Source organism: Micromonospora sp. BS32, assembly GCF_059089345.1.
In genome coordinates this window covers 18077-40258 of sequence record NZ_JBSSHR010000006.1, presented here as the reverse complement: position 1 = coordinate 40258, position 22182 = coordinate 18077, and the positions used below count along the sequence as shown (strand labels likewise).

General features: G+C 74.7%; 21 protein-coding genes. 15 read left to right on the top strand and 6 right to left on the bottom strand.

Annotated elements, in window-relative coordinates:
* Nucleotides 1–122 precede the first annotated feature (122 nt).
* Together AC5RWQ_RS11675 and AC5RWQ_RS11670 are read left to right on the top strand one after the other, a co-directional pair.
* Nucleotides 123–686 (top strand): GNAT family N-acetyltransferase, encoded by a 564-nt coding sequence (locus AC5RWQ_RS11675; protein WP_494282760.1) that lies wholly within the window; start codon nt 123–125, stop codon nt 684–686.
* A complete protein-coding gene (locus AC5RWQ_RS11670; protein WP_494282759.1) occupies nt 683–1480 on the top strand; it encodes an alpha/beta fold hydrolase in 798 nt (265 codons plus the stop codon). Before AC5RWQ_RS11675 ends, AC5RWQ_RS11670 begins: the two co-directional genes overlap by 4 nt.
* Here AC5RWQ_RS11670 and AC5RWQ_RS11665 read toward each other — a convergent pair.
* A complete protein-coding gene (locus tag AC5RWQ_RS11665; RefSeq protein ID WP_494282758.1) occupies nt 1402–2448 on the bottom strand; it encodes a phosphotransferase family protein in 1047 nt (348 codons plus the stop codon). The two genes, AC5RWQ_RS11670 and AC5RWQ_RS11665, sit on opposite strands and share 79 nt — an antisense overlap.
* 188 nt (nt 2449–2636) lie before the next feature.
* On the opposite strand from AC5RWQ_RS11665, the gene AC5RWQ_RS11660 reads away from it, so the two are divergent.
* A complete protein-coding gene (locus tag AC5RWQ_RS11660; RefSeq protein ID WP_494282757.1) occupies nt 2637–3785 on the top strand; it encodes a polysaccharide pyruvyl transferase family protein in 1149 nt (382 codons plus the stop codon).
* Between the two features lie 13 nt (nt 3786–3798).
* On the opposite strand, the gene AC5RWQ_RS11655 is transcribed toward AC5RWQ_RS11660, so the two are convergent.
* Together AC5RWQ_RS11655 and AC5RWQ_RS11650 are read right to left on the bottom strand one after the other, a co-directional pair.
* Complete coding sequence (locus tag AC5RWQ_RS11655) at nt 3799–4005, bottom strand: DUF8847 domain-containing protein (protein WP_494282756.1); 207 nt, start codon at nt 4003–4005, stop codon at nt 3799–3801.
* A 95-nt stretch (nt 4006–4100) separates the two neighbouring features.
* Entirely contained in the window at nt 4101–4973 is an 873-nt protein-coding gene (locus tag AC5RWQ_RS11650; RefSeq protein ID WP_494282755.1) for a carbohydrate kinase family protein, read from the bottom strand.
* Between the two features lie 63 nt (nt 4974–5036).
* Between AC5RWQ_RS11650 and AC5RWQ_RS11645 the strand changes: the two genes are divergently transcribed.
* The gene (locus AC5RWQ_RS11645; protein WP_494282754.1) at nt 5037–8180 is read left to right on the top strand and encodes an SNF2-related protein; all 3144 of its coding nucleotides are present in this window, start codon (nt 5037–5039) and stop codon (nt 8178–8180) included.
* On the top strand, nt 8177–9112 hold the full coding sequence (locus AC5RWQ_RS11640) for an SWIM zinc finger family protein (RefSeq protein WP_494282753.1): 936 nt from the start codon (nt 8177–8179) through the stop codon (nt 9110–9112). The genes AC5RWQ_RS11645 and AC5RWQ_RS11640 overlap by 4 nt, the downstream gene beginning before the upstream one ends.
* Before the next feature lie 99 nt (nt 9113–9211).
* On the opposite strand, the gene AC5RWQ_RS11635 is transcribed toward AC5RWQ_RS11640, so the two are convergent.
* Nucleotides 9212–9469, bottom strand: a complete 258-nt coding sequence (locus AC5RWQ_RS11635) for a DUF3040 domain-containing protein (RefSeq protein ID WP_334485799.1) — start codon at nt 9467–9469, stop codon at nt 9212–9214.
* A gap of 448 nt (nt 9470–9917) precedes the next feature.
* Here AC5RWQ_RS11635 and AC5RWQ_RS11630 point away from each other — a divergent pair, with 448 nt between their 5' ends.
* Genes AC5RWQ_RS11630 through AC5RWQ_RS11610 form a run of 5 tightly spaced genes read left to right on the top strand, consistent with a single transcriptional unit; the run spans nt 9918 to nt 16182 of the window.
* A complete protein-coding gene (locus AC5RWQ_RS11630) occupies nt 9918–11984 on the top strand; it encodes a DUF1800 domain-containing protein (protein ID WP_494282752.1) in 2067 nt (688 codons plus the stop codon).
* A 20-nt stretch (nt 11985–12004) separates the two neighbouring features.
* Nucleotides 12005–13372, top strand: a complete 1368-nt coding sequence (locus tag AC5RWQ_RS11625; RefSeq protein ID WP_494282751.1) for a DUF1501 domain-containing protein — start codon at nt 12005–12007, stop codon at nt 13370–13372.
* A complete protein-coding gene (locus tag AC5RWQ_RS11620; protein ID WP_494282750.1) occupies nt 13369–14790 on the top strand; it encodes a ferredoxin reductase family protein in 1422 nt (473 codons plus the stop codon). The genes AC5RWQ_RS11625 and AC5RWQ_RS11620 overlap by 4 nt, the downstream gene beginning before the upstream one ends.
* Nucleotides 14791–14804: 14 nt before the next feature.
* The gene (locus AC5RWQ_RS11615) at nt 14805–15410 is read left to right on the top strand and encodes an FMN-binding protein (protein WP_494282749.1); all 606 of its coding nucleotides are present in this window, start codon (nt 14805–14807) and stop codon (nt 15408–15410) included.
* A gap of 49 nt (nt 15411–15459) precedes the next feature.
* A complete protein-coding gene (locus AC5RWQ_RS11610; RefSeq protein ID WP_494282971.1) occupies nt 15460–16182 on the top strand; it encodes an FAD:protein FMN transferase in 723 nt (240 codons plus the stop codon).
* A gap of 15 nt (nt 16183–16197) precedes the next feature.
* Here the strand turns inward: AC5RWQ_RS11610 and AC5RWQ_RS11605 are convergent, their stop codons facing one another.
* Both AC5RWQ_RS11605 and AC5RWQ_RS11600 read right to left on the bottom strand, forming a co-directional pair.
* Entirely contained in the window at nt 16198–16362 is a 165-nt protein-coding gene (locus tag AC5RWQ_RS11605) for a hypothetical protein (protein WP_494282748.1), read from the bottom strand.
* Between the two features lie 98 nt (nt 16363–16460).
* The gene (locus tag AC5RWQ_RS11600) at nt 16461–17132 is read right to left on the bottom strand and encodes a bifunctional DNA primase/polymerase (protein WP_494282747.1); all 672 of its coding nucleotides are present in this window, start codon (nt 17130–17132) and stop codon (nt 16461–16463) included.
* Nucleotides 17133–17382: 250 nt separating this feature from the next.
* Here AC5RWQ_RS11600 and AC5RWQ_RS11595 point away from each other — a divergent pair, with 250 nt between their 5' ends.
* The 5 genes from AC5RWQ_RS11595 to AC5RWQ_RS11575 all read left to right on the top strand — a co-directional run bounded on the left by AC5RWQ_RS11595 (nt 17383) and on the right by AC5RWQ_RS11575 (nt 22091).
* Nucleotides 17383–18612, top strand: a complete 1230-nt coding sequence (locus AC5RWQ_RS11595) for a helix-turn-helix domain-containing protein (protein ID WP_494282746.1) — start codon at nt 17383–17385, stop codon at nt 18610–18612.
* Nucleotides 18613–18625: 13 nt separating this feature from the next.
* Complete coding sequence (locus AC5RWQ_RS11590; protein ID WP_494282745.1) at nt 18626–19204, top strand: flavoprotein; 579 nt, start codon at nt 18626–18628, stop codon at nt 19202–19204.
* A 124-nt stretch (nt 19205–19328) separates the two neighbouring features.
* Nucleotides 19329–20189 (top strand): Nif3-like dinuclear metal center hexameric protein, encoded by an 861-nt coding sequence (locus tag AC5RWQ_RS11585; RefSeq protein WP_494282744.1) that lies wholly within the window; start codon nt 19329–19331, stop codon nt 20187–20189.
* 2 nt (nt 20190–20191) lie between these two features.
* Complete coding sequence (locus AC5RWQ_RS11580) at nt 20192–20929, top strand: zinc ribbon domain-containing protein (protein WP_334485820.1); 738 nt, start codon at nt 20192–20194, stop codon at nt 20927–20929.
* Nucleotides 20930–20933: 4 nt separating this feature from the next.
* Entirely contained in the window at nt 20934–22091 is a 1158-nt protein-coding gene (locus AC5RWQ_RS11575) for a bifunctional RNase H/acid phosphatase (RefSeq protein ID WP_494282743.1), read from the top strand.
* Nucleotides 22092–22182 lie beyond the last annotated feature (91 nt).

Genomic DNA, 22182 nt, shown 5'->3' with positions numbered 1-22182 from the left:
CGCGACCGGCAGCGAGGAGGATGAGGCCATGGGACACCAGGAGTCGCCGCATCATGCCCTCATCCGGGTTGCGTCGCGCTGAAGCCCGCGACCCGGTCGCTCCTCGTGACCAGGAGATCCGCGTGGTACCCGCACCTTGTGACACCGACCTGACCACCGACCGCCTCGTGCTGCGGCCGTGGTCGCTCCCCGAGATCACCGCCGTCGTCTCCGGCGACCGGCTGCCGCACTGGACGGCCGACTTCCCGTCCGAGGTGGACCGGATCAGAGTCGGCCAGCTCGCGGCCGACCCGGAGCGCCAGCACCCGTACGGCCACCGCCAGCTCATCGAACGCGACACCGGCCTGGTGGTCGGCGCGATCGGGCTGTTCTGGCCGCCCACCGACGGCGTGGTCGAGTTCGGCTACGGCGTCGTGCCGTCCCGCCGCCGCCTCGGGTACGCCACCGAGGCCGCCCGGGCGATCGTCGCCTTCGCGCTCACCCTGCCCGGCGTGCGTACCGTGGTCGCGGACGTCGACCCGGCCAACGTGGCCTCGGTCGGGGTGCTGGAGAAGGCGGGCCTGCGGCGAACCCCCACCGCCGTGCGCTCCGCCCGGGCGGACGGGGAACTGCGCCGGTACGTGATCGGCGCCCACGACGTGGTACCCGGTGGCGACGGGACACGACCGGAGGGAGGCGCCCGATGAGCTACGCGGACGTCAACGGGCTGCGCCTGTGGTACGAGGTCCACGGCAGCGGTCACCCGCTGGTGCTGCTGCACGGCGGCTACGGGGCGGTGGAGATGTTCGCCCCGGTCCTGCCGGCGCTCGCCGCGCGGCGGCAGGTGATCGCCGTGGACCTCCAGGGGCACGGCCGCACCGCCGACGTGGACCGTCCACTGCGGTACGAGTCGATGGCCGACGACGTCGCGGCGCTGATCCACCACCTGGGCCTGCCCGAGACGGACGTGCTGGGCTACTCCCTCGGCGGCGGCGTCGCCCTGCGTACCGCGATCCAGCATCCGGGGCTGCTCCGCCGGCTGGTGCTGGTCTCCGTGCCGTGCCGGCGGCGGGGCTGGTACCCGGAGGTGCTCGCCGCGATGGCGACCCAGGACGAGCGGGTCGGCGAGCAGATGCGCGGCACGCCCATGCACCAGCTCTACGAGCGGCTCGCGCCCCGCCCGCAGGACTGGCCGGCCCTCTGGGTCAAGACCGGTGACCTGCTGCGCCGGGAGTACGACTGGTCGGCGGAGGTGGCCGCCCTCACGGTACCCACCATGCTGGTCTACGCCGACGCGGACTCAATTCCGGTGACCCACATGGCGGATTTCTTCGGCCTGCTCGGCGGCGGCCACCGGGACGCCGGCTGGGACGGCGCCGACCGGCCCGCGGCCCGGCTGGCCGTGCTGCCCGGCCTGACCCACTACGACATCGTCGCCTCGCCGGCATTGCCCGGGGTCGTGCTGCCGTTCCTCACCCACGAGGTCCGCTCGCCGGGCTGAGCCTCCCCGGGGCCGGTCGGCGGGTCGGCGGCCTGGCCCAGCCGCTGGGCGACCCAGGGCAGCAGGGCGTCCGCCTGGGCCTGCTGGAACGCCCGCACGGTGGGGATGCCCAGCGGCGCCGGCCGCCGGGCCGCGTCGGCGAAGAAGCCGGCCAGCCCGGCGTACACGCCGGTCAGGGCGTGGGGGTCGACGTCGGCGGTGAGCGGTGACCGGCGGAGCAGCGCCTCGGTGTCGTGGCCGCCGTGCAGCCGCACGTTGACCAGCAGCAGGGCGGTGTCCAGCCAGGCCGGTCCCCGGCTGGCCCACGGCCAGTCGACCACGGTCACCGCGCCGGCCGCGTCCACCAGCAGGTTGTCGGCCCGGACGTCGAGATGGCAGAGCGTGTCGCCGCCGAGCGCCGCGATGCCCCGGTCCGCCGCGTCGCACAGCTCGTCCAGGTGGGCCCGGGCCCACGGGTCGAGGCCGTCCGGCGGGTCGGCGGCGATCCGCTGCCAGCCGGCGAAGTCGTACGCCAGGTGGTCGGCGGCGGTCGGCGCGTGCCCGACCGGGCTCGGGGTGAGCGCGGCGGACATGGTCTCCAGCGCGCCGAGCACCGCGTCGAGCTCGTCGGGCCGCCACGGCGTCGCCGGGTGCCGGCCGTCGACGTCGGTGAGGACCAGCGCCACCCACTCGCCGTCGTCGTGGCAGCCCAGCAGCCGGGGGGTCGGCGCGTACGCCGGAAGGGCGGCGGTGTTGCGGGCCTCGGTGCGGTGCATCCCGGGGGAGTCCCCGTTCTGCGCCGGGCTGACCGCCTTGACGAACGCCCGCCGGCCACCGGCGGTGCGGACCCGGTCGGCCGTGCCGGGGGAGTAGCCGCCGGGCTGCGAGACGGCCTCGACCACCTGGTCGCCGAGGATCCCCTCCACGGCCGACCGGACGTGCGCGGGCAGGTCGACCCAGTCGAGCCGGGTCTTCGTCAGGCCGTCCATGTCACCCACGGTGACCCGCAGCCGTGGCCCGGGCAAGCAGATTACGGCGTGGCCGCCCTGTTCCGACCCGGTCGCGTGGCCCGTCGCCGTCCGAGGTCGGTGTCCGGACCGGCCCGCTCCCGCGCGCCTGAGGTATGTCCACCCGCGCAGCGGGAAACCGCGCCCCGACGTACCCGGGAGGAGTGAGGATGACGGACGACACCGGCCTGACCATCGGTGTGCTCGGCTCGTACGGCGGGCGGAACCTCGGCGACGAGGCGATCCTCAGTGGGCTCCTGGCGGACCTGCGCCAGCAGGAGCCGAACGCCCGGATCATCGTCTTCTCCCGCAATCCGGCGCACACCGCGCTGGCCCACCCCGACGTGGAGGCGGTGCCCTGGGAGGGGGTCAGCCGGGTCGACTCGGCCCAGGTGCTGGCCGAGCTGGACCTGCTCATCCTCGGCGGTGGCGGCATCCTCTACGACAAGGAGGCGCGGCGCTACCTGCGGGTCGTCCGGGTCGCCCAGGAACGGGGACTGCCCCTGCTCACGTACGCGGTGGGGGTCGGGCCGCTGTCGGACGCGGTGGACACCGGCATGGTGCGGGAGACCCTCTCCGCCGCCGCCGAGGTGACCGTCCGGGACCAGGAGTCCCGGATGGTGCTGGAGGAGGCAGGACTGGTCAACCCGATCACCGTCACCGCCGACCCGGCGTTCCTGCTCGAACCGGAGGACTTCCCGGCCCAGCTGCTGCGGGAGGAGGGGGTACCCGCCGGGGCGCGTCTGGTCGGGCTGAGCGTCCGAGAGCCCGGCCGGGCCGCCGAGCGGCTCGACGTCGACGGGTACCACCGGCTGCTCGCCCAGATCGGCGACTTCCTGGTGCACCGGATCGACGCGTACGTGCTCTTCGTGCCGATGGAGCGCGACGACATCCGCCACTCGCACGGCGTGCTCTCCCACATGATCGCCGCCGAGCGGGGCCGGATCCTGCACGGTGACTACTCGCCCCGGCAGGTGCTCGGCCTGATGAAGCACTTCGACCTGGCGGTCGGCATGCGGCTGCACTTCCTGATCTTCGCCGCCATGGTGGGCACGCCGTTCCTGCCGCTGCCGTACGCCGGCAAGGTCTTCGACCTGGCCCAGCGGCTCGGGGTGCCGGCGCTGCGCGGGCTGCAGCGGGAGGTCGAGGGTCCGCTGCTGGCCGAGGTCGACCGGCTCTGGGACGAGCGGGAGTCCCGGGCGGAGTCCACCGCGCGGCGGGTCGCCGAGGTCTGCGACCAGGCCCGCGGCACCTCCCACGTCACCCGGGCGGTGCTGGAGAGCATCCGCTCCCGGAGCCTGTCCCGGGCGGTCGTCTGACGCCCCCGCGGCCTCAGACCGCCGGGCCGCGCCAGCGGTAGCACCACCGCCGGGCGTCGTGGTCGACCGTCTCCAGCTCGTAGATCTGCGCCTCGGCCAGGCCGTGCGGCCCCATGTGGTGGTGGGTCAGCGGGGGGCGGTCGTTGCTGTCCAGCTCGACGTCGACCGACTCGCCGTCGGCCGGGCCGTCCACCAGGGGGATCCGCACGTTCGAAGCCATGCGCCCATCCTGCCCCGGTCGCCGCCGGCCCGCAGGATTTGCCGGGGCAGTGGGGCGAGACCGGCGCGCTCCGACCCGGATTCCCGGCGGCCGGCTCAGGCGCGCGGCAGCAGGCCCGCGGGGTACTCCATGCCGTCGTGGGTGCAGGCGGCGGCGGCCACCCGGGCGGCGTACCCGGCCGCCTCCGGCAGCGCCGCGCCGCGCAGCCGGCCGGCGATGAGCCCGGCGGCGAAGGCGTCCCCGGCGCCGTTGGTGTCGACCACCGCGGCGGGCGGCGTGGCGACGGCCACCGGCAGCGGCTCGCCCTGGCCGGTGTGCAGCTCTGCGCCGTCCGCGCCCCGGGTCACCACGACCGTGCGCGGCGCCAGCCCGGCGGCGACCTTCCCGGCCCGCTCACCCAACTGGACGCCGCTGACGAAGACCAGGTCGGCGGCCTCGGCGAAGGGGCGGTGGTACGGGTTGGCGCCGTCCCAGTCGTGCAGGTCGGTGGAGAGCGACACGCCGTCGGCGCGGGCGTCGCGCAGCGCCGGGAGGGCGTCCCTGGCCCAGTCCATGATCGATACGTGGACGTGCGCCGCGTCCCGCACCAGCTCCGCCAGGTCGTCCGCCGGGAACGGCGCTCCGCCGTGCCAGGGGCGCGGATCGTAGAGCGACATCCGGCGGCCGGCCGGGTCGACCAGATTCACCGACCGGCGGGTGCCGCCGGGGTCGTCGGCCAGCACGGACCGCACCGTGCTGCGGGCCAGCGCCGCCCGGACCACGTCGCCCGGCGGGTCGGTGCCGAGCACGTCCACCACGGCCACCCGCAGCCCGATCGCGGCGGCGGCCAGCGCCACCCCGGCGCCGGTATTGCCGATCCGCAGCTCGATCGGCGGGACGGTGAGCGAGTCGGCCGCCGGCAACGGGAGCTGCGGCACCCGGGCCCGGATGTCCACGCCGAGGCCGCCGATGACGAGAAGGTCGAACATGGCGCCGACGCTAGCCGGTCGGCGCCGCCTATCCTTGGCCCGGGCGTCGACGAGGGGGAGCATGTGCTGGTCATCCACGGGGTGTGGCTGGTCGGCGCCGGTCTCGCCGTCTGGGCGGAGAACAGCGCGCTGCCGGCCCGCGCGCCGCGCCGGCCCGGCCGCGCCCCGCGCGAGCGCCCCCACCCGTTCGCCGCCGACCACGCCACGCTGACCGCCGCGCTCGGTGACGTGCCGGCCGAGGCCGACACGGTGGTGCTGCGCCTGCCCACCCGGGCCGGTTCGCCGCTGGACTCGCCGGAGCTGGTCCGGACCGCCGTCGCGGAACCGGTCCGCGGGCCGGTCACCCTCGCCGGTTGGCGGGCACCCGTCCTCCGGTACGCCCCGGACGCCGCGTACGCCCTGCTCTCGGCCCTGGACGGGGCGGTCGTACCCGGGGCGAGCCTGCGCCACCTCGCCGAGCTGGCCTCGTTCGCGGCCGACCTGGTGGCCCGCGGGCGGCTGCTGCCCGGCGTCGCCGGCCCGGCCGTCCCGCCCGGGGCGGTGCCCGTCCCGCCGGGAGAACGGTCCGTCGCGCCGGGGGACGACCCGTGGTTACCGGTCGCCGGCGGCGAGGTCGCCCGGGCGGTGTGGCGGCCCCTGCTCACCGGCACCGACGCCGGCTGGGCGCGCTCGCTGGCGCTGGCCCTGCCACCGGCCGCCCGGGCCGCCGCCGTCGACCCCGGACCGGGCGTGGTAGCGGCCGACGCGCTGGACGCGCTCACCGACGCCGCCGCCCGGGTCGCGCTCGTCGACACCGACCTGGCCCGCGGCGGCCGGCGCGACGGGGCGGTGGGCCGGTGGCTGGCCGCGCTGACCGGACCGGACCGCGGCTTCACCGCCGACCCGGACGCGCTGGCCACCCTCCGCGCCGAGCTGGACGCCTGGCAGCGCGACGCCGCCGGTGGCGCGGTCCGGGCCAGTTTCCGACTCGTCGAGCCCGCCGAGGACGAGATCGCCGAGCCGCTGGTGGTGGTCCCCGCGGACCCGTCGACCGTGGTCCGTCCCGGCGGCCCGTGGCGGGTCGAGTTCGGCCTCCAGGCCGCCGACGAGCCCGGCCTGCACGTCGACGCCGGCCAGGTCTGGCGCGCGCCGGGGACGCTGGCCGGGCTCGTCGGCCGGCTGGACAGCCCGCAGGAGACCCTGCTGGCCGAGCTGGGCCGGGCCGGGCGGCTCTGGTCGGAGCTGGACGGCGCGCTGCGGACGCCCGCGCCGGAACGGCTGGAGCTGGACGCCGAGGGTGCCCACCGGTTCCTGCGCGACGGCGCGCCGGTGCTGCACGCCGCCGGGTTCGGGGTGCTGCTGCCGTCGTGGTGGCAGCGCCCGTCGACCCGGCTCGGCGCCCGCCTCCAGGCGCGCAGCCGGACCGCGCCGGGCACCGTCGCCAGCACCTCCGGTGGGCTGGGCCTGGACGCGCTGGTCGACTACCGCTGGGAGGTGGCGCTCGGCGACCAGACGATCGGCGCCGACGAGCTGGCCGCGCTCGCGGAACTGAAGACCCCGCTGGTGCGGATGCGTGGCCGGTGGGTCGAGCTGGACCCGAAGCGTCTCGCCGCCGGCCTGCGGCTGCTCCGCTCCGCCGGTGAGCTGACCGTCGCCGACCTGCTCCGGCTCGGCCTCGGCGAGGCCGACCGGGCGGAGGCGCTGCCGGTGCTGGAGGTGACCGCGGACGGCCCCCTCGGCGACCTGCTCGCCGGGGAGGCGGAGCGGCGGCTGACCCCGCTGGACCCGCCGCCGGGCTTCAAGGGCACCCTGCGGCCGTACCAGCGGCGCGGGCTGGCCTGGCTCGCCTTCCTCCAGTCGCTCGGGCTGGGCGGGGTGCTCGCCGACGACATGGGACTGGGCAAGACGGTGCAGCTGCTCGCGCTGCTGGCCGCCGACCCGCCGGAGGCGCCGCCGACCCTGCTGGTCTGCCCGATGTCGCTGGTCGGCAACTGGCAGCGGGAGGCGGCGAAGTTCACCCCCGGGCTGCGGGTGCACGTGCACCACGGCGCGGACCGGGCCCGGGGCGCGGCGTTCGAGGAGGCGGTGCACCAGGCCGACCTGGTGCTGACCACGTACTCGGTGGCCGCCCGGGACGCCGTCGCGTTGGCCTCGGTCGGCTGGCACCGGGTGGTGGTGGACGAGGCCCAGGCGATCAAGAACGCCTCCACCCGGCAGGCCGAGGCGGTCCGGTCGCTGCCCGCGCGGCACCGGGTCGCGGTCACCGGTACGCCGGTGGAGAACCGGCTGGCCGACCTCTGGTCGATCATGCAGTTCGCCAACCCGGGGCTGCTCGGCCCGGCCGCCAGCTTCCGCCAGTCGTACGCGGTGCCGATCGAGCGGCACGGCGACGCCGAGACCGCCGCCCGGCTGCGCCGGATCACCGGCCCGTTCGTGCTGCGCCGGCTCAAGACCGACTCCTCGATCATCTCCGACCTGCCGGAGAAGCTGGAGATGGAGGTGGTCTGCAACCTCACCGCCGAGCAGGCCTCGCTCTACCGGGCGATCGTCGACGACATGCTGGCGAAGATCGAGACCAGCGACGGGATGGCGCGGCGCGGCCTGGTGCTGGCCACGATGACCCGGCTCAAGCAGGTCTGCAACCATCCAGCCCAGCTGCTGCGCGACGGCTCGCCGCTGCCGGGGCGCTCGGGAAAGCTGGAGCGGCTGGAGGAGATCGTCGACGAGGTGCTCGCGGCGGGGGAGAAGGCCCTGCTCTTCACCCAGTACGCCGAGTTCGGCGGGATGCTTCGCGGCCACCTTTCGGCCCGCTTCGGCCGGGAGGTGCTCTTCCTTCACGGCGGCGTCGGCAAGGCCGACCGGGACGCGATGGTCACCCGGTTCCAGTCCGCGGACGGCCCGGCGCTCTTCGTGCTCTCCCTCAAGGCCGGCGGCACCGGGCTCACCCTGACCGCCGCGAACCACGTCGTGCACGTCGACCGGTGGTGGAACCCGGCGGTCGAGGACCAGGCCACCGACCGGGCGTTCCGGATCGGCCAGCGCCGGCGGGTCCAGGTCCGCAAGTTCGTCTGCGCGGGCACCGTCGAGGAGAAGGTGGCCGCGATGATCGCCGACAAGCGCGGCCTGGCCGCCTCGGTGGTCGGCACCGGCGAGCAGTGGGTCACCGAGCTCTCCACCTCTCAGCTGCGCGAACTCTTCGCGTTGGAGTCCGGGGCGGTGGTCGAGTGAGCGCCCCGGGGTCCCCGCCGGACGGCGCCGGCCGGTTCGCCGACTACGGCCGGCCGCGCCGGGTCGACGGGGGGTTGAAGGCGCGCAGCACCCGGGGCGCCATCGGGGTCTCCTGGTGGTCCCGCCGGTTCCTGGAGGTGCTGGAGTCGTTCGCCCTCGGCACCCGGCTGACCCGCGGCCGGTCGTACGCGCGGCGGGGTCAGGTGATCCGGCTCGAGGTCACCCCGGGCCGGGTCGAGGCCGACGTGCAGGGCTCCCGGCCGCAGCCGTACCGGGTCACGATCGCGCTGGCGCCCTTCCCGGCGGCGCTCTGGGACCGGGTCGAGCGGGAGCTGGCCGGGCAGGCGTTCTTCAGCGCCCGGCTGCTTGCCGGGGATCTCCCACCGGAGCTGGAGGAGGTGTTCGCGGCCGCCGGCGCCCCACTCTTCCCGGGCGGGGTGGGGGAGCTGACCCAGCGGTGCAGCTGCCCCGACTTCGCGGTGCCGTGCAAGCATCTGGCGGCGACGTTCTACCTGCTCGCCGAGGCGTTCGACGCCGACCCGTTCCAGCTGCTGCACTGGCGGGGTCGCGGTCGCGCCGAGCTGCTCGACCGGCTGCGCGCTCTGCGCGCCGAGGCGGCCGGAACGGACGCCACGCCGGCCGCCGCAGCGTCCACCGGGGACGGTGCCGGCGCGGCGCCGCCGGGCGTGCCCGGGCGGGACCTGCCCGCCGCCGGAGCGGCGCGGGTGCTCACCGGTCTGCCCCCCGCCCCGCTGGACGAGGCGGTGGACCGGTTCTGGCTGGCCCCGGTTCCCCTGCCGGACCGGCCGCCGAGCCTGGCCACCGGCCCGGACCTGCTGCTGCGCCAGCTCGGCGCGCCCGCCCCGGCCATCGGCGGGCCGGGCCTGCTGGAACGGCTGCGTCGCGCCTACCGCGAGTTCGGCCACCCCTGAACGCGGACGCCGCCCTGGATCCTGGACAGTGACCGTTCCGCGCGAACGGTGACCGTCCAGGATCTCGGACCGGCTGCTGCGCGTGGTGACCCGCCGCGGTCATAGCCAGCGGCGGCGCATCCGCCACATCAGGCCGGCGTTGGCAGCCAGCACCACGGCGCAGATCGCGCCGGCGAGCCGCCCGGCCAGTACGGTCATCGCCGGCAGCGACGCCCACAGCACGACCGTCAGCAGCATCAGCCAGCGTCCACGTCGGGCCCGGGCTCGATGGTCGAGTCTCGCGAAGAACTTCGGGTCGCTCTCCCGGAGCTGCCGGGTGATCTGTTCGAATCTGCGCTGATCCTCTTTGCTGAGCATGGCGATGCCTTCCCCTCAGGCTTCAGCGGTTCGGCGGCTTACCCGCTGCGGCGGCGACTCACGCGCCCCTGCTGCTGGCACTTTTGCCGCGCGGACGGGACCCGGACAGCGATGGGAGGGACCTCAGTACCGGCTTATCCGTTCCTTAAGTTTCGCTGTGCCGGTGAATGTGGCAAGAAGCGTCGCGTGAGCCGAAAACGTTACGTCGGTGTCGCGTCCGGCCGTGTCGCCCCTGCTCCGGACGTCGCCACCCACCGGGGGCGAAACCGGCCAGACGGGTGGGGTGGTGAGCGGTGCCTTAAGTGCGCTCCGGGCCCGCTCGCGACCGCCTTGAAGGGGCCTGGGGCCTTGGCTACTTTCCCGTAGCAACTCCTCAGGCAACAGTCGCCGCACCCTCGCCCCGCCCCGGTCGCAGCGTGTGGCGCCTTGAAGAAAACGGGATTGGTACATGGCCGACCAGACTGTGCCACCACGTCGACTGCGGGACGACCGCGGCTGGGACGGGCGTCAGCACCCCACCTCGGACGGGTACCGCGACGTCCACGGCTTCACCCCGTACGAGCAGCAGCAGGCCTACCCGTACGCCGCGGACCCCGCCGAGCACGCGCACGCCGGGTATCCCACCGCCGTCCGGTCGCCGGCCCGTGGTCCGCAGTGGGTGGGCCCGCAGGGCCTCGCCCCGCAGGCGCCGTACCAGCCGGCCGGCGCGGGACTGCCCAACCTGGACGACGACGACCGGGACGGCCGGGTCGGCCGGCGGCGCGCCCTCGTCGCGCTCGGTGGCACCGCCGCGGTGGTCGCCGGTGGTGCCCTGGCGATGAGCCCCCAGGTCCGGGGCCTCTTCGGCGGCGACGAGGCCTCGGTCGCCGGGGACGCCACCCGCGCCAGGGTCACCGACGGCACCGCCGCCCGCCCCAGCGGCCAGCAGGCGAGCACGGTACGCACCTACACCGAGCAGAACGAGTCCTACATGGGCTCGCGGGCCGGCGCGGCGCTGAAGAAGAACGCCCCCAGCGGTGGTCGGACCTTCTCCGGGCCGGCAGCGGCCGCGGCGGAGACCAAGGTGACGGTGAAGACCGTGCTGGCCAAGGACCCGGTCCGGCACCTCGCCAGCCGGGCCACCTTCGGCGCCACGCCCAAGGTGATCGCCGACATCAGGCGGATGGGCATCGACGCCTGGATCCGCTCGCAGCTCGACCCGGAGAAGATCGCGCCGACGAAGGCCGAGCTGAAGCTCGCCGACCTGCCCAGCCTCAAGCTGACCACCCAGCAGCTGCGCGAGCAGCGGGACCAGCTCAACGAGCGGGGCGTGCAGCCGGAGAAGGAGACGGTCGACGCCACCCTCGCCCGGCAGATCTGGTCGGAGCGGCAGCTCTTCGAGGTGATGGTCGACTTCTGGAACGACTTCCTGCACGTCTCGGCCGACTTCGACGGCGGCGAGATCCACCGCAACTCCTTCGACCGGGACGTGATCCGGGCCAACGCCCTGGGCAGCTACCCGGACATGCTGGTCGCGGCCAACAAGCACCCGGCGCTGCTGCTCTACCTGAGCCAGGTCGACTCCCGCAAGGACGCGATCAACGAGAACCTGGCCCGGGAGAACCTGGAGCTCTACTCGGTCGGCGTCGACGGCGGCTACACCGAGAAGGACGTCCGGCAGGCGGCCATGCTCCAGACCGGCCGCGGCGTCGACGACGGCAAGTACGTCTTCCGGCCCGACCGGCACTACGTCGGCAAGGTGCAGATTCTCGGCTTCAGCCACCCCAACGCCTCGGCCGAGAAGGCCGACGCGGTGATCGACGCGTACATCCGCTACATCGCGCTGCACCCGTCGACCGCCCGGTACGTGGCCCGCAGCCTGGCCACCCGGTTCGTCTCGGACACCCCGCCGAAGTCCCTGGTGGACCGGCTGGCGAAGGTCTACACGGTCAACAAGGGCATGGTGAAGCCCCTGGTGATGGCGCTCTTCAGCTCCTCGGAGTTCTGGGCCGCGGTCGGCCAGAAGGTGCGCCGCCCGATGGAGTACCTGGTCGCCACGTACCGGACCCTCGGCGTCTCGCCGGAGGCGTCGCCGGAGTTCAGGCTGGGTGACAGCAAGCGGACCGCGTACGCCCAGGGGCTGCGGCAGATCCACGACAAGCTGCGCGAGCTGGGCCAGTACCCGATGGGCCAGCCCACCCCGGACGGCTACCCGGACGTCTACGTGGCGTGGACCTCCGCCGGCACGATGGTCAACGGCTGGAACGAGGCCGGTGAGCTGCTCGCCGGCTACCGCAACCAGTTCACGTTCACCAAGCCCGAGAAGCTGGTGGCGAAGCCGCCGGCCACGGCCGGGGCGTACGTGGACGCGCTCGCCCTGCGGCTGGTGCACCAGAAGCTGAGCGCCAAGGAGAAGGCGTTGATCCTCGGGGTGGCCGGCGTGCCGGCGACCGCCAGGGTCGATGCCACGTTCAACGGGGCCATCACCGCCGTCGCGCGGGCGATCCTCGCTTCCCCCCAGCACCACCTCCGGTGAGGCACCCGATGGAGAAGACTGTGCACACGTTCCCCCTGCACCCCGAATGCCCCGACCTCCGCCGCCTGGCCGACAACCCGGCGGAGGCGGTGCTTCGCGCCGAGGCCGACGTCGTCGCCGCCGAGAACGCCGCAGAGGCCGACCGTTACCGCCGGCTGGAGGACCTGGAGGAGGCCCAGCAGGACGGCCGGGGAGTGACCCGGCGGACCTTCGTCGCCGGCGCCGCCGCCACCGCGACCGCGCTGGCCACCGCCCAGTTCGTCACCACCTCGGCGTCCTTCGCCGCGACGAAGACCGGCACCCTGATCCACGTGTTCCTCTACGGCGGGCTGGACGGGCTCAGCCTGGTCGCCCCGGCCGACGACCCGGTCCTGGCGAAGGCCCGGCCGGACCTGCTGCTCGGCGACGACTCGCTGGCCCTGGGCCGCGGCTTCAAGCTGACCAGCGCCTTCAAGCCGCTGGAGCAGTGGCTCAGGGCCGGACAGCTCGGCTTCATTCCGGCGGTCTCCGACGAGCGGCTGTCCCGCAGCCACTTCCAGGCCGCGGACGCCTGCAACCTGGGCGGCCTGCCCAGCGAGACCGGCGGCCGGGGCTGGCTGGACAGCCTGGTGGACGCGCTCGGCAAGGGCACCGCGTTCCGCAGCGTCGGCATCGGCAGCACGCTGCCCCGGTCGCTGGTCGGCACCAACGGCGCGCTCTCCATCAACAACGTCGGCTCGCTGCGGCTCAACGGCGACGACAAGTATCGCGAGGCCACCGAGCGGGCCATCCGGGGCCTCTTCACCGGGATCAACCACCCGGTGGAGGAGGCGGTGCTGGAGGGCATGGGGGCGCTGGCCACCGCCCAGAAGCTCGCCGCGAAGCCGTACCAGCCGGGCGAGGGCGTGGAGTACAAGGGCGTCGGTTACGCGTTCGAGCAACTCGCCCAGCTGATCAAGGGCGGCGCGAACGTCCGGGTCGCCACGGTCGGCATGGGTGGCTACGACACCCACGAGAACCAGGGCCCCCGCGAGGGCGGGCAGCTGCACCGGCGGCTGGGCGAGCTGGCCGGCGCGATGGCGGCGTTCTTCACCGACCTGGGCGACCGGGCCGCCGACGTCACGATCATGGTGTCCAGCGAGTTCGGCCGCCGGGTCGCCTCCAACAGCGGCGGCACCGACCACGGCCACGGCGGGGTGGTCACCATCCTGTCCGGGCGCAAGCTCGCCGGCTCGCTGCTCGGCGCCTGGAACGGGTTGAACGATCTGGACAGCGGAGACGTACCCGAGTACAACAACATGTTCAACGTCTACGGAAGCGTCGCGCAGGGCCGGTTCGGCCTGACCAACGCGGAGGTGGACAAGATCTTCCCGAGGCAGAAGTACACCCCGATGAAGCTGTACGCGTGACATATCAGGACATCCACGCCGCCGGCCGTCGTACCGGGGATCCATTCCCGTACGGCGGCCGTTCGGCTGGCCCCGTACCCCCGCCCCCGGCCCTGCCGCGCCGCGGACCGGGCGGTCGACGGATCCTCGCCGCGCTCTTCTGGCTCGGCCTGGTGGCCGCGGTGCTGCCCTGGTGGCTGGACACGCCGGCCGGGTCGTTCACCGGCACCGCCGACGTGCTCACCGCCGCCGGCCGGATCACCGGGCTGGTCGCCGGCTACCTGCTGCTGGTGCAGGTGCTGATGATGAGCCGGCTCGGCGCGCTGGAACGGTGGCTCGGCGGGGAGCGGATCTCCCGCCTGCACCGCGACCTGGGCGCGACCCTGCTGGTCGCCGTGCTCGCCCACCTGTCGTTGATCGTGGTGGCCTACGCCGACATCGAGAGCCACTCGATCTTCGGCGAGGTCGGGGTGCTGCTGCGCGACTACGAGGACATGGTCTCCGCGTTCGCCGCCGCCGGCATCATGGTGCTGGTCGGCTTCACCGGCATCCGGGCGATCCGCCGGGTGATGCCCTACGAGCTCTGGTACCACCTGCACCTGGTCAGCTACGCCGCGCTGCTGCTCGGCTTCGGCCACCAGTTCAGCAACGGCGCGCAGCTCTTCCCGCCCGGGCCGGTACGCATCGGCTGGATCGCGGCGTACCTGCTGGTGGCCGCCGCGCTGGTCTGGGGTCGGCTGGTCGCGCCGCTGGCGTTGAACCTGCGGCACCGGCTGCGGGTGGCCGACGTGGTGGCGGAGAGTCCGGACACCATCTCGGTCTACCTGACCGGCCGCCGGCTCAACCAGCTCGACATGCTCGGCGGGCAGTACTTCCGCTGGCGCTTCCTCACCCCCGGCTGCTGGTGGCAGTCGCACCCGTTCTCGCTCTCCGCCGCGGCCAACGGCCGCTGGCTGCGGCTGACCGTCAAGGTGGTCGGCGCGCACACCGCCGACCTGCGCGACCTCGACCCGGGCACCCGGGTCTGGGCGGAGGGCCCGTCCGGCACCTTCACCGCCGCGCACCGGACCCGGGAACGGGCCCTGCTGATCGCCGGCGGCAGCGGCATCGCCCCGCTGCGCGCCATGCTGGAGGAGTTGCCGCCCGGCGCGGCGCTGATCTACCGGGCCCGTACCCCCGCCGACGTGCTGCTGCACCACGAGCTGGACTGGCTGGCCCAGGCCCGGCAGACGTCCGTCTGGTACGTCATCGGCTCCCGGGACGACCCGGGTCCGCGCCAGGTGATGAGCCCCGCGGGGCTGCGCAAGCTGGTGCCCGACCTGCCCCGCCGGGACGTCTACCTGTGTGGTCCGGCCGGGCTGGTCGCCCAGTCCGTGCGGGTGCTGCGGGAGGCCGGCGTGCCCCGGCGGCAGATCCATCTCGCCACGTTCGAGCTGTAGAGAGGCATCGGAACATGCGTCGCGCGCTGCTCGCGATCACCGGCCTGGCCGCCAGCACCACCGCGCTGGTGGCGTTCAAGGGCGCGCCGAACGCCAGCCCGGTCGCCCAGGACCTGCCCGCCGGCCAGGCGACGGCGACGCCGGGCGGGCCGCCCCCCGGCGGCACCCCAGGCGCGACCCCGTCGGCCGGTCCGGCCGTCTCGCCGACCGCCCGGGCGAGCGCCACGGCGAGCCGTACCCCGGGCGCCCGCACCAGCACCAGCAGCGGCGGCACCAGCACGGCGGCGCCCCGGACCACCACCGCCGCGCCGCGCACCACCACCGCCGCGCCGACGGCCACCACCCGCAAGGTGACCGGCCCGGTGATCAGCAACGAGTACGGCAACGTGCAGGTGCAGATCACCCTCTCCGGCACGAAGATCGTCAACGCGGTCGCCCTGGAGCTGCCGGACGGCGGCCAGTCCTCGCTGCGCAGTGACAAGGTCGACGCCGCGTACAGCGGGACCTCCGGCCAGGTGGTGAAGCGGCAGAGCGCCAACCTGGACACCGTCTCCGGGGCCACCTACACCAGCAATTCCTACAAGCAGTCGCTCCAGGCCGCGATCGACCAGGCCCGCTGAGGTGACCGCGCCGCCGGCCCGGCCGGGCCTGCGCCGGGTCGAGCAGATCATGGGTACGGCGATCAGCCTCGACCTGGCCGACGACCTGCCCACCGCGACCCTGCACGAGCTGGCCGAGGAGACCTTCTGCTGGCTGCGCGAGGTCGACACCCGGTTCAGCACCTACTCCGACGACAGCGAGGTGTGCCGCTTCGAACGGGGCGAGCTGCTGCTCTCCGAGGCGTCGGCGGACCTGCGCCGGGTTCTCGAACGCTGCGCCGACCTGTGGGACGTCACCGACGGGTTCTTCGACGCGTACGCCACCGGCCGGCTGGACCCGTCCGGCTATGTGAAGGGCTGGTCGGCGCAGGTCGCCTCGGACCGGCTGGTCGCCGCGGGGGCGGCCAACCACTGCCTCAACGCCGGCGGGGACGTCCGCGTCCGGGGCCTGTCGTCGGCCGGCCGGCCGTGGCGGATCGGCGTCCGGCATCCGTGGGACCCGGCGTCGACCTGCCTGGTGCTCACCGGCACCGATCTGGCGGTGGCCACCTCCGGCGTGTACGAGCGGGGGCACCACGTGGTCGACCCGCGTCGGGGCGAGCCGGCGAAGGGCCTGCGCTCGGTCACCGTGGTCGGCTCCGACCTCGGCCTCGCCGACGCGTACGCCACCGCGGCGGTGGCGATGGGGATGGCGGGCATCGGCTGGCTCGACCGCCTCGACGGGCACCTGCACGCCGTGGTGACCGACGACGGCCGCCTGCTGCACTCCACCGCCCTGCCGGTCGACGCCTGATCCGTCGCCGGCGGTTCAGCGGATGGTGCGCTGGGTCCCGGCGGGGCGGGTGTTGGTCGGGCGGGGGCGGCCGGGGCGGGCGCCGGGCGGGCGGGTGCCCGGCCAGCGGTGGGCGCGCCGGTAGGGCGGCGGCGGCGGTTCGGTGCCGCCGGTGGGCTGAGTCGCGTCGTCGCTGGCCATTACGTACCCCCGCTCCTGGCGTCCGCGCGCCGTCACCTGTCCAACGAGGTCGGCCGCGTCGGGGACGCGACTGGCCGCCCGGCTACCCGGTGCGGGCCTCAGTAACCCCGGCGGGGCAGCGGCAGTTGGCCGGGGAGCAGCTCGGGGGTGAGCGTCACGCCGGTCTCCCGGAGCGCGTCGATCAGGGCGTTCTGCACCAGGTAGGCGTCGGGCAGCTGCCAGCGTGCCTGTTCGGGGGCGACCGCCCAGCGCACGGCCCCCTCGGGCAGCCGGGTCGGCGGCGCCGGGATCCACGAGCCAGGGCCGTGGCGGACCACGTGGAAGCAGTGCTCCAGCTCGGGCCGGAGCGGGTCGCCGAGGCGGACCAGGAACATCCACCGTCCGGTCGGGGTGACCACCACCGGGCCGCGCACCCCAGTGCCGGCGGGGTGGTGCGGCAGCGCGTCGAGCACGTGCCGGCCGAGGTGCGCGGCCACCTCCAGCACGTCGAAGGCCCGGCCGGTGGGGAGCAGCACGCCGTATGGCCGGTCGCGCCACCAGGTCGCCACCCGGGCCGGGTCGGCGCTCGCCGCGTGCTCCCAGTCCTCCAGGGCCGGATGGCAGCCGACGGTCGGGCAGCCGGCCCGGCCGCAGACGAAGCGGCTGCGGGCCAGGCAGGCGCCGGGGGTCACCTCCCAGCCGTGCAGGGCGTACCGCACGGCGATCCGGCGCAGTCGGACCCGCTCGATCGGCGACAACTGGGCGACCCGCGGTCCGACGTTTCCCCACATAACCCGTGATCTCCCCTCGCCAGCCCGGACGCCCGCCGCGCTGCACGTCGAGCACCGTCACTGCCGTAACCCGCGATCGTTGAGCTGACGAAACGGCTCGTGCAACTTGCACGAAAAGTACGAGGACTGGCTGTATGGCTGACGTACAACCTGTGCGACCAGCGAAAACCTGAGACGGACGGACCGCCGCACCCGCGGGGGACCGCCCGGAGAGTGGCCGGACGGAGACCAGGGGGAGGAGCAGGGGGAGATGGACGAGCTTCCGATAGGGCGACGGGTGGCCTACTGGCGCGGGCGGCGCAAGATGTCCCAGCAGGTCTTCGCCGACCGGCTGGGCAAGTCCAAGAGCTGGGTCGACAAGGTCGAGCGCGGCGTGCGTCGGCTGGACAAGTTCTCCGTCCTCTACGAGATCGCCGACATCCTCCAGGTCGACGTCCAACTCCTGCTCGGCAAGGATCCGGAGCGGCGCACCGACGGGCTCAACTGCATCGACCAGATCGAGGTGCAGGAGATCCGGGCCGCCCTCGAGCGGTACGACTCGATGAGCGCGTACTTCGACGCGGCGCCGTACCCGCCACCGCTGCTCGACATGCGCAAGGCCGTCAACCACGCCTGGCTCACCTACCAGTACGGCCGTTACGGGATGCTCACCCGGGCCCTGCCGAAGCTGCTGCGCGACGCCCAGGCGGCCGACGCCGGCTACGGCGGCGACCAGGCGAAGGAGGCCGCCCACCTGCTCGGGCAGGTCTACCAGATCGCCTCGTCGGTGCTGCGCAAGCTCGGCGAGTGCGACCTGGCCTGGCTGGCGGCGGACCGGTCGATGGCGGTCGCCCAGCGGGCCGACGACCAGTTGCTGGCCGGCGTCGCCACCACCCGGGTCTGCAACGCCCTGGTCGCCATGGGGCGGCCCCGCCCCGCCCTGGAGCTGAACGTCACCATCGCCAACCGGCTCGCCCCCGCCGGCGGCGCCGACCACGACGACCCGGACCGGCTCTCCGTCTACGGCATGCTGCTCCTGCAGGGCGCGATGGCCGCCGCCCGGATCGGCGACTCCGCGACGGTTGACGACCTGCTCAACGGCGCGCACGAGGCGGCGAACCTCCTCGGCAGCGACCAGAACCGCTACTGGACCTCGTTCGGCCCCACCAACCTGGAGCTGCACCGGGCCGCCGCCGCGGTGGAGCTGGGCGACGGCGGCCGGGCGGTGGAGATCCACCAGCGGATCCCGCAGGCGTCGTTCAACGCGCTGCTGCCCGAGCGCCGCGCCCACCACCTGCTCGACATCGCCCGCGGCTACGCGCAGCTCGGCGACGTGGCCAACGCGGGGGAAATGCTGCTGCTCGGCGACCGCCTCGCTGCCTCGGAGATCCGTTGCCGCCCGATCGCCCACGAGGTGATGGCGGACGTGCTGCGTCGCACACGGGGTGCGCCGCCTCCGCCGATTGCGGAGTTGGCTGGGCACATGGGAGTCGGAGTATGAGGGTGCCGGCCGGATGAACGGCCCGCACCCGAGCAGTGAGCGCCCCGAGGTGCTCTACGTCATCGCCTGCGGTTCGCCGCTGGCCCGCCACGTCGGTCGCCTCGTCGAGCTGGCCCAGTCCGACGGCTGGGAGGTGTGCGTGGTCACCACGCCGGACGGGGCGAAGTTCGTCGATCGGGCCGCGCTGGCCCGGCAGACCGGTCATCCGGTCCGTACCCACTACAAGTTCCCCGGCGACCCGGATCTGCTGCCGCCCGCCGACGCGATGATCGTCTGCCCCGCGACGGTGAACACGATCAACAAGTGGGCGGCCGGGATCACCGACACGCTGGCCCTGGGCCTACTGATCGAGGGGCAGGGCAGGGGGCTGCCGGTGGTGGCCGTCCCGTTCACCAACGCCGCCATGGCGGCTCATCCCGCGTTCCAGGCCGGGCTGGCTCGGCTGCGCGAGTGGGGGACCACGGTGCTCTTCGGCGACCACGTCTTCCCCCTGCACCCGCCGGGCGCGGGCGAGCGACACCTCCAGGTCTTCCCCTGGGAGGTCGGGCTCGCCCCGCTGCGCGACCGGTCCCGCGTCACGTCCGCCGCCTGAGCCGGCCCGCGTGACCGGACGAGGTCGTTGCCACCCGGTCGCCCGGGCGATTCGGGTCGGGCCGGGGGACACGGGCGGCGGGCGTGGCCGTGCCCGCCGCCCCGCGCCGGTAAGCTGACCGCCCGTGAGCACAAGCGCAGCCCCGCCGACCGTCGCCGACGTGGTGGCCGAGCTGGAGCGGCGTCACCCGTCCGCCTGGGCCGAGGAGTGGGACCGGGTGGGCCTGGTGCTCGGCGAGCCCGCCGCCGCGGTCCGCCGCGTCTTCTGCACGGTCGACGTGGTCCCGGAGACCGTCGCCGAGGCGCTCGCCGTGGGCGCCGACATGATCGTCGCGCACCACCCGCTGCTGCTGCGCGGGGTCTCCTCGGTCGCCCCCACCACGTACAAGGGGCGGATCGTGCACGACCTGATCCGTGCCGGGGTGGCCCTGTACGTGGCGCACACCAACGCCGACGTCGCCGACCCGGGCGTCTCCGACTCGCTCGCCGCCCGGTTCGGGCTGACCGGGCTGCGCCCGCTGCACCCGCCGGCACCCGGCTCCCCGGCCGCCGGCCCGGGCCGGGGCATCGGCCGGATCGGCGAGCTGCCCACCCCGATGACCCTGGCCGACCTGACCCGGCACGCGGCCGCCGTCCTGCCCGCCACCGTCTGGGGCGTTCGCGCCGCGGGCGATCCCGGGCGTATCGTGCGTACCCTCGCGGTCAGCGGTGGCGCCGGCGACGACTTCCTCGCCGAGGCGGCCGCCGCCGGGGTGGACGCGTTCCTCACCGCCGACCTGCGGCACCATCCGGCCGGCGAGCACCTCGCCGCCGGCGGGCCCGCCCTGCTCGACGCCGCCCACTGGGCGACCGAACGACCCTGGCTCGACGACCTGGCCGCCCAGTTGCGGGCCGGCCTCGGTGTCGAGACCGTGGTGTCCGACCTGGACACCGACCCCTGGACCGTGCACGCCGCCGCGCCCGCACTGGACGACAAGGAGCCCTGACTGTGAAGGCTGAACCCCAGGTCCAGCGCCGCCTGCTCGATCTGCAGGCCATCGACACCACCCTCGCCCAGCTCGCCCACCGACGTCGGACGCTGCCCGAGCGGGCCGAGCTGGAGGGGCTGGCCCGCGAGCTCTCCGCGCTGGAGGACGACCGGGTCCGCGCCCAGGTCGCGGTCGACGACCTGGACCGGGACATCGCCCGGCTGGAGAAGGACATCGACCAGGTCCGGGCCCGCAAGAGCAAGGACGAGGCGCGGCTCGCCGCCGGCACCGGCCCGTCCCGGGAGCTGGAGGCGCTGCAGCACGAGCTGGCGTCGCTGAACCGCCGGCAGGGCGATCTGGAGGACGCCGAGCTGGAGCTGATGGAGCAGCGGGAGACCGCCCAGGGCGTGCTCGACGGGATCGAGGCCCGGATGGCCGAGGCGCGGGACCGGCGGGCCGCCGCCGAGCAGCGCCGCGACGACAGCCTGGCCGAGATCGCCAAGGAGGAGGAGTTCAAGCGGAACGCCCGCAAGCCCCTCGCCGCCGACCTCCCGGCCGACCTGATCACCCTCTACGACAAGATCCGCGAGGACACCGGCCTGGGCGCCGCGCTGCTCACCTCGGGCCGCTGCGGCGGATGCCGGCTGGAGCTCTCCGGCGCGGACCTGGGCCGGATCCGCAAGGCGGCGCCGGACGAGGTGGTCCGCTGCGAGGAGTGCCGGCGGATCATGGTGCGTACCAACGAGTCGGGCCTGTAGCCCGGTGGCGGTACGCGCGGTCGTCGTCGAGGCCGACGGCGGGTCCCGGGGCAACCCGGGGCCGGCCGGTTACGGGGCGGTGGTCCGGGACCCGGCCTCCGGCGAGGTGCTGGTGGAGCGCTCCGAGGCGATCGGGACGGCCACCAACAACGTCGCCGAGTACCGGGGGCTGATCGCCGGGCTGGAGGCCGCGGCCGAGCTGGGCGCCGCCGAGGTCGAGGCACGGATGGACTCCAAGCTGGTGGTCGAGCAGATGTGCGGCCGCTGGCAGATCAAGCACCCCGGGCTGCGCCCGCTCGCCGCCCGGGCCGCCGCGCTGGTGGACCGCTTCGAGAACGTCCGGTTCAGCTGGATCCCCCGGGAGCGCAACCGGCACGCCGACGCGCTGGCCAACGCGGCGATGGACGCCGCCGCCGGCAAGCCGGCCAAGCGGGCGGCGGCCGAGCCGCCCCGTGAGGTGGCCGCCCGCGCGGCGACCCGCCACACCGGCACCGATCCGGCCACCGCGAAGCCCTCCTGGGAGCCCCGGCCGAGCTTCACCGCGACCCGGTTGATCCTGGTCCGGCACGGCGAGACCGAGTGGACCGTCCAGCACCGCTACGCCGGTCGCGCGGACGTGCCGCTGTCCGACCAGGGCCGGGCCCAGGCCCGGGCCACCGCGGCGCGGGTGGCCGAGCTGGCGCCGTCCGTCGCGGCCGTGGTCAGCTCCCCGCTGTCGAGGTGTACGGCCACCGCCGAGGCGATCGCCGGGGCGCTCGGCGACCTGACGGTGCGCCGGCAGGACGACTGGGTGGAGTGCGACTTCGGCGACTGGGACGGCAAGACCTTCGCCGAGGTGCGCGAGGGCTGGCCGGGCGAGCTGGACGCCTGGCTCGCCTCGACCCGGATCGCGCCGCCCGGCGGGGAGTCGTTCACCGTCGTCGCCGAACGGGTGGACCGGGCGGTGGCGGCGCTGCGCGAGGCGTACACCGGGGAGACCGTGGTGGTGGTCTCGCACGTCTCGCCGATCAAGCTGGCGTTGCGCGATGCCCTGGCGGCCGGCGATGCCTTCCTGCACCGGCTCTACCTGGACGCGGCCGGCATTTCGGTACTGGACATGTGGCCCGACGGCGGGGTCGCGGTCCGCTCGGTCAACGACACCGCCCACCTCGCCGCCCGCTGAACTCCCGGCCGCCGGGCCGCCCGCCGACGCCGTTCGGCGCAGCCCGGCGGCCGTTGGGCGCAGGGCCGTTCCCCGGTCGAACGTGACTGCG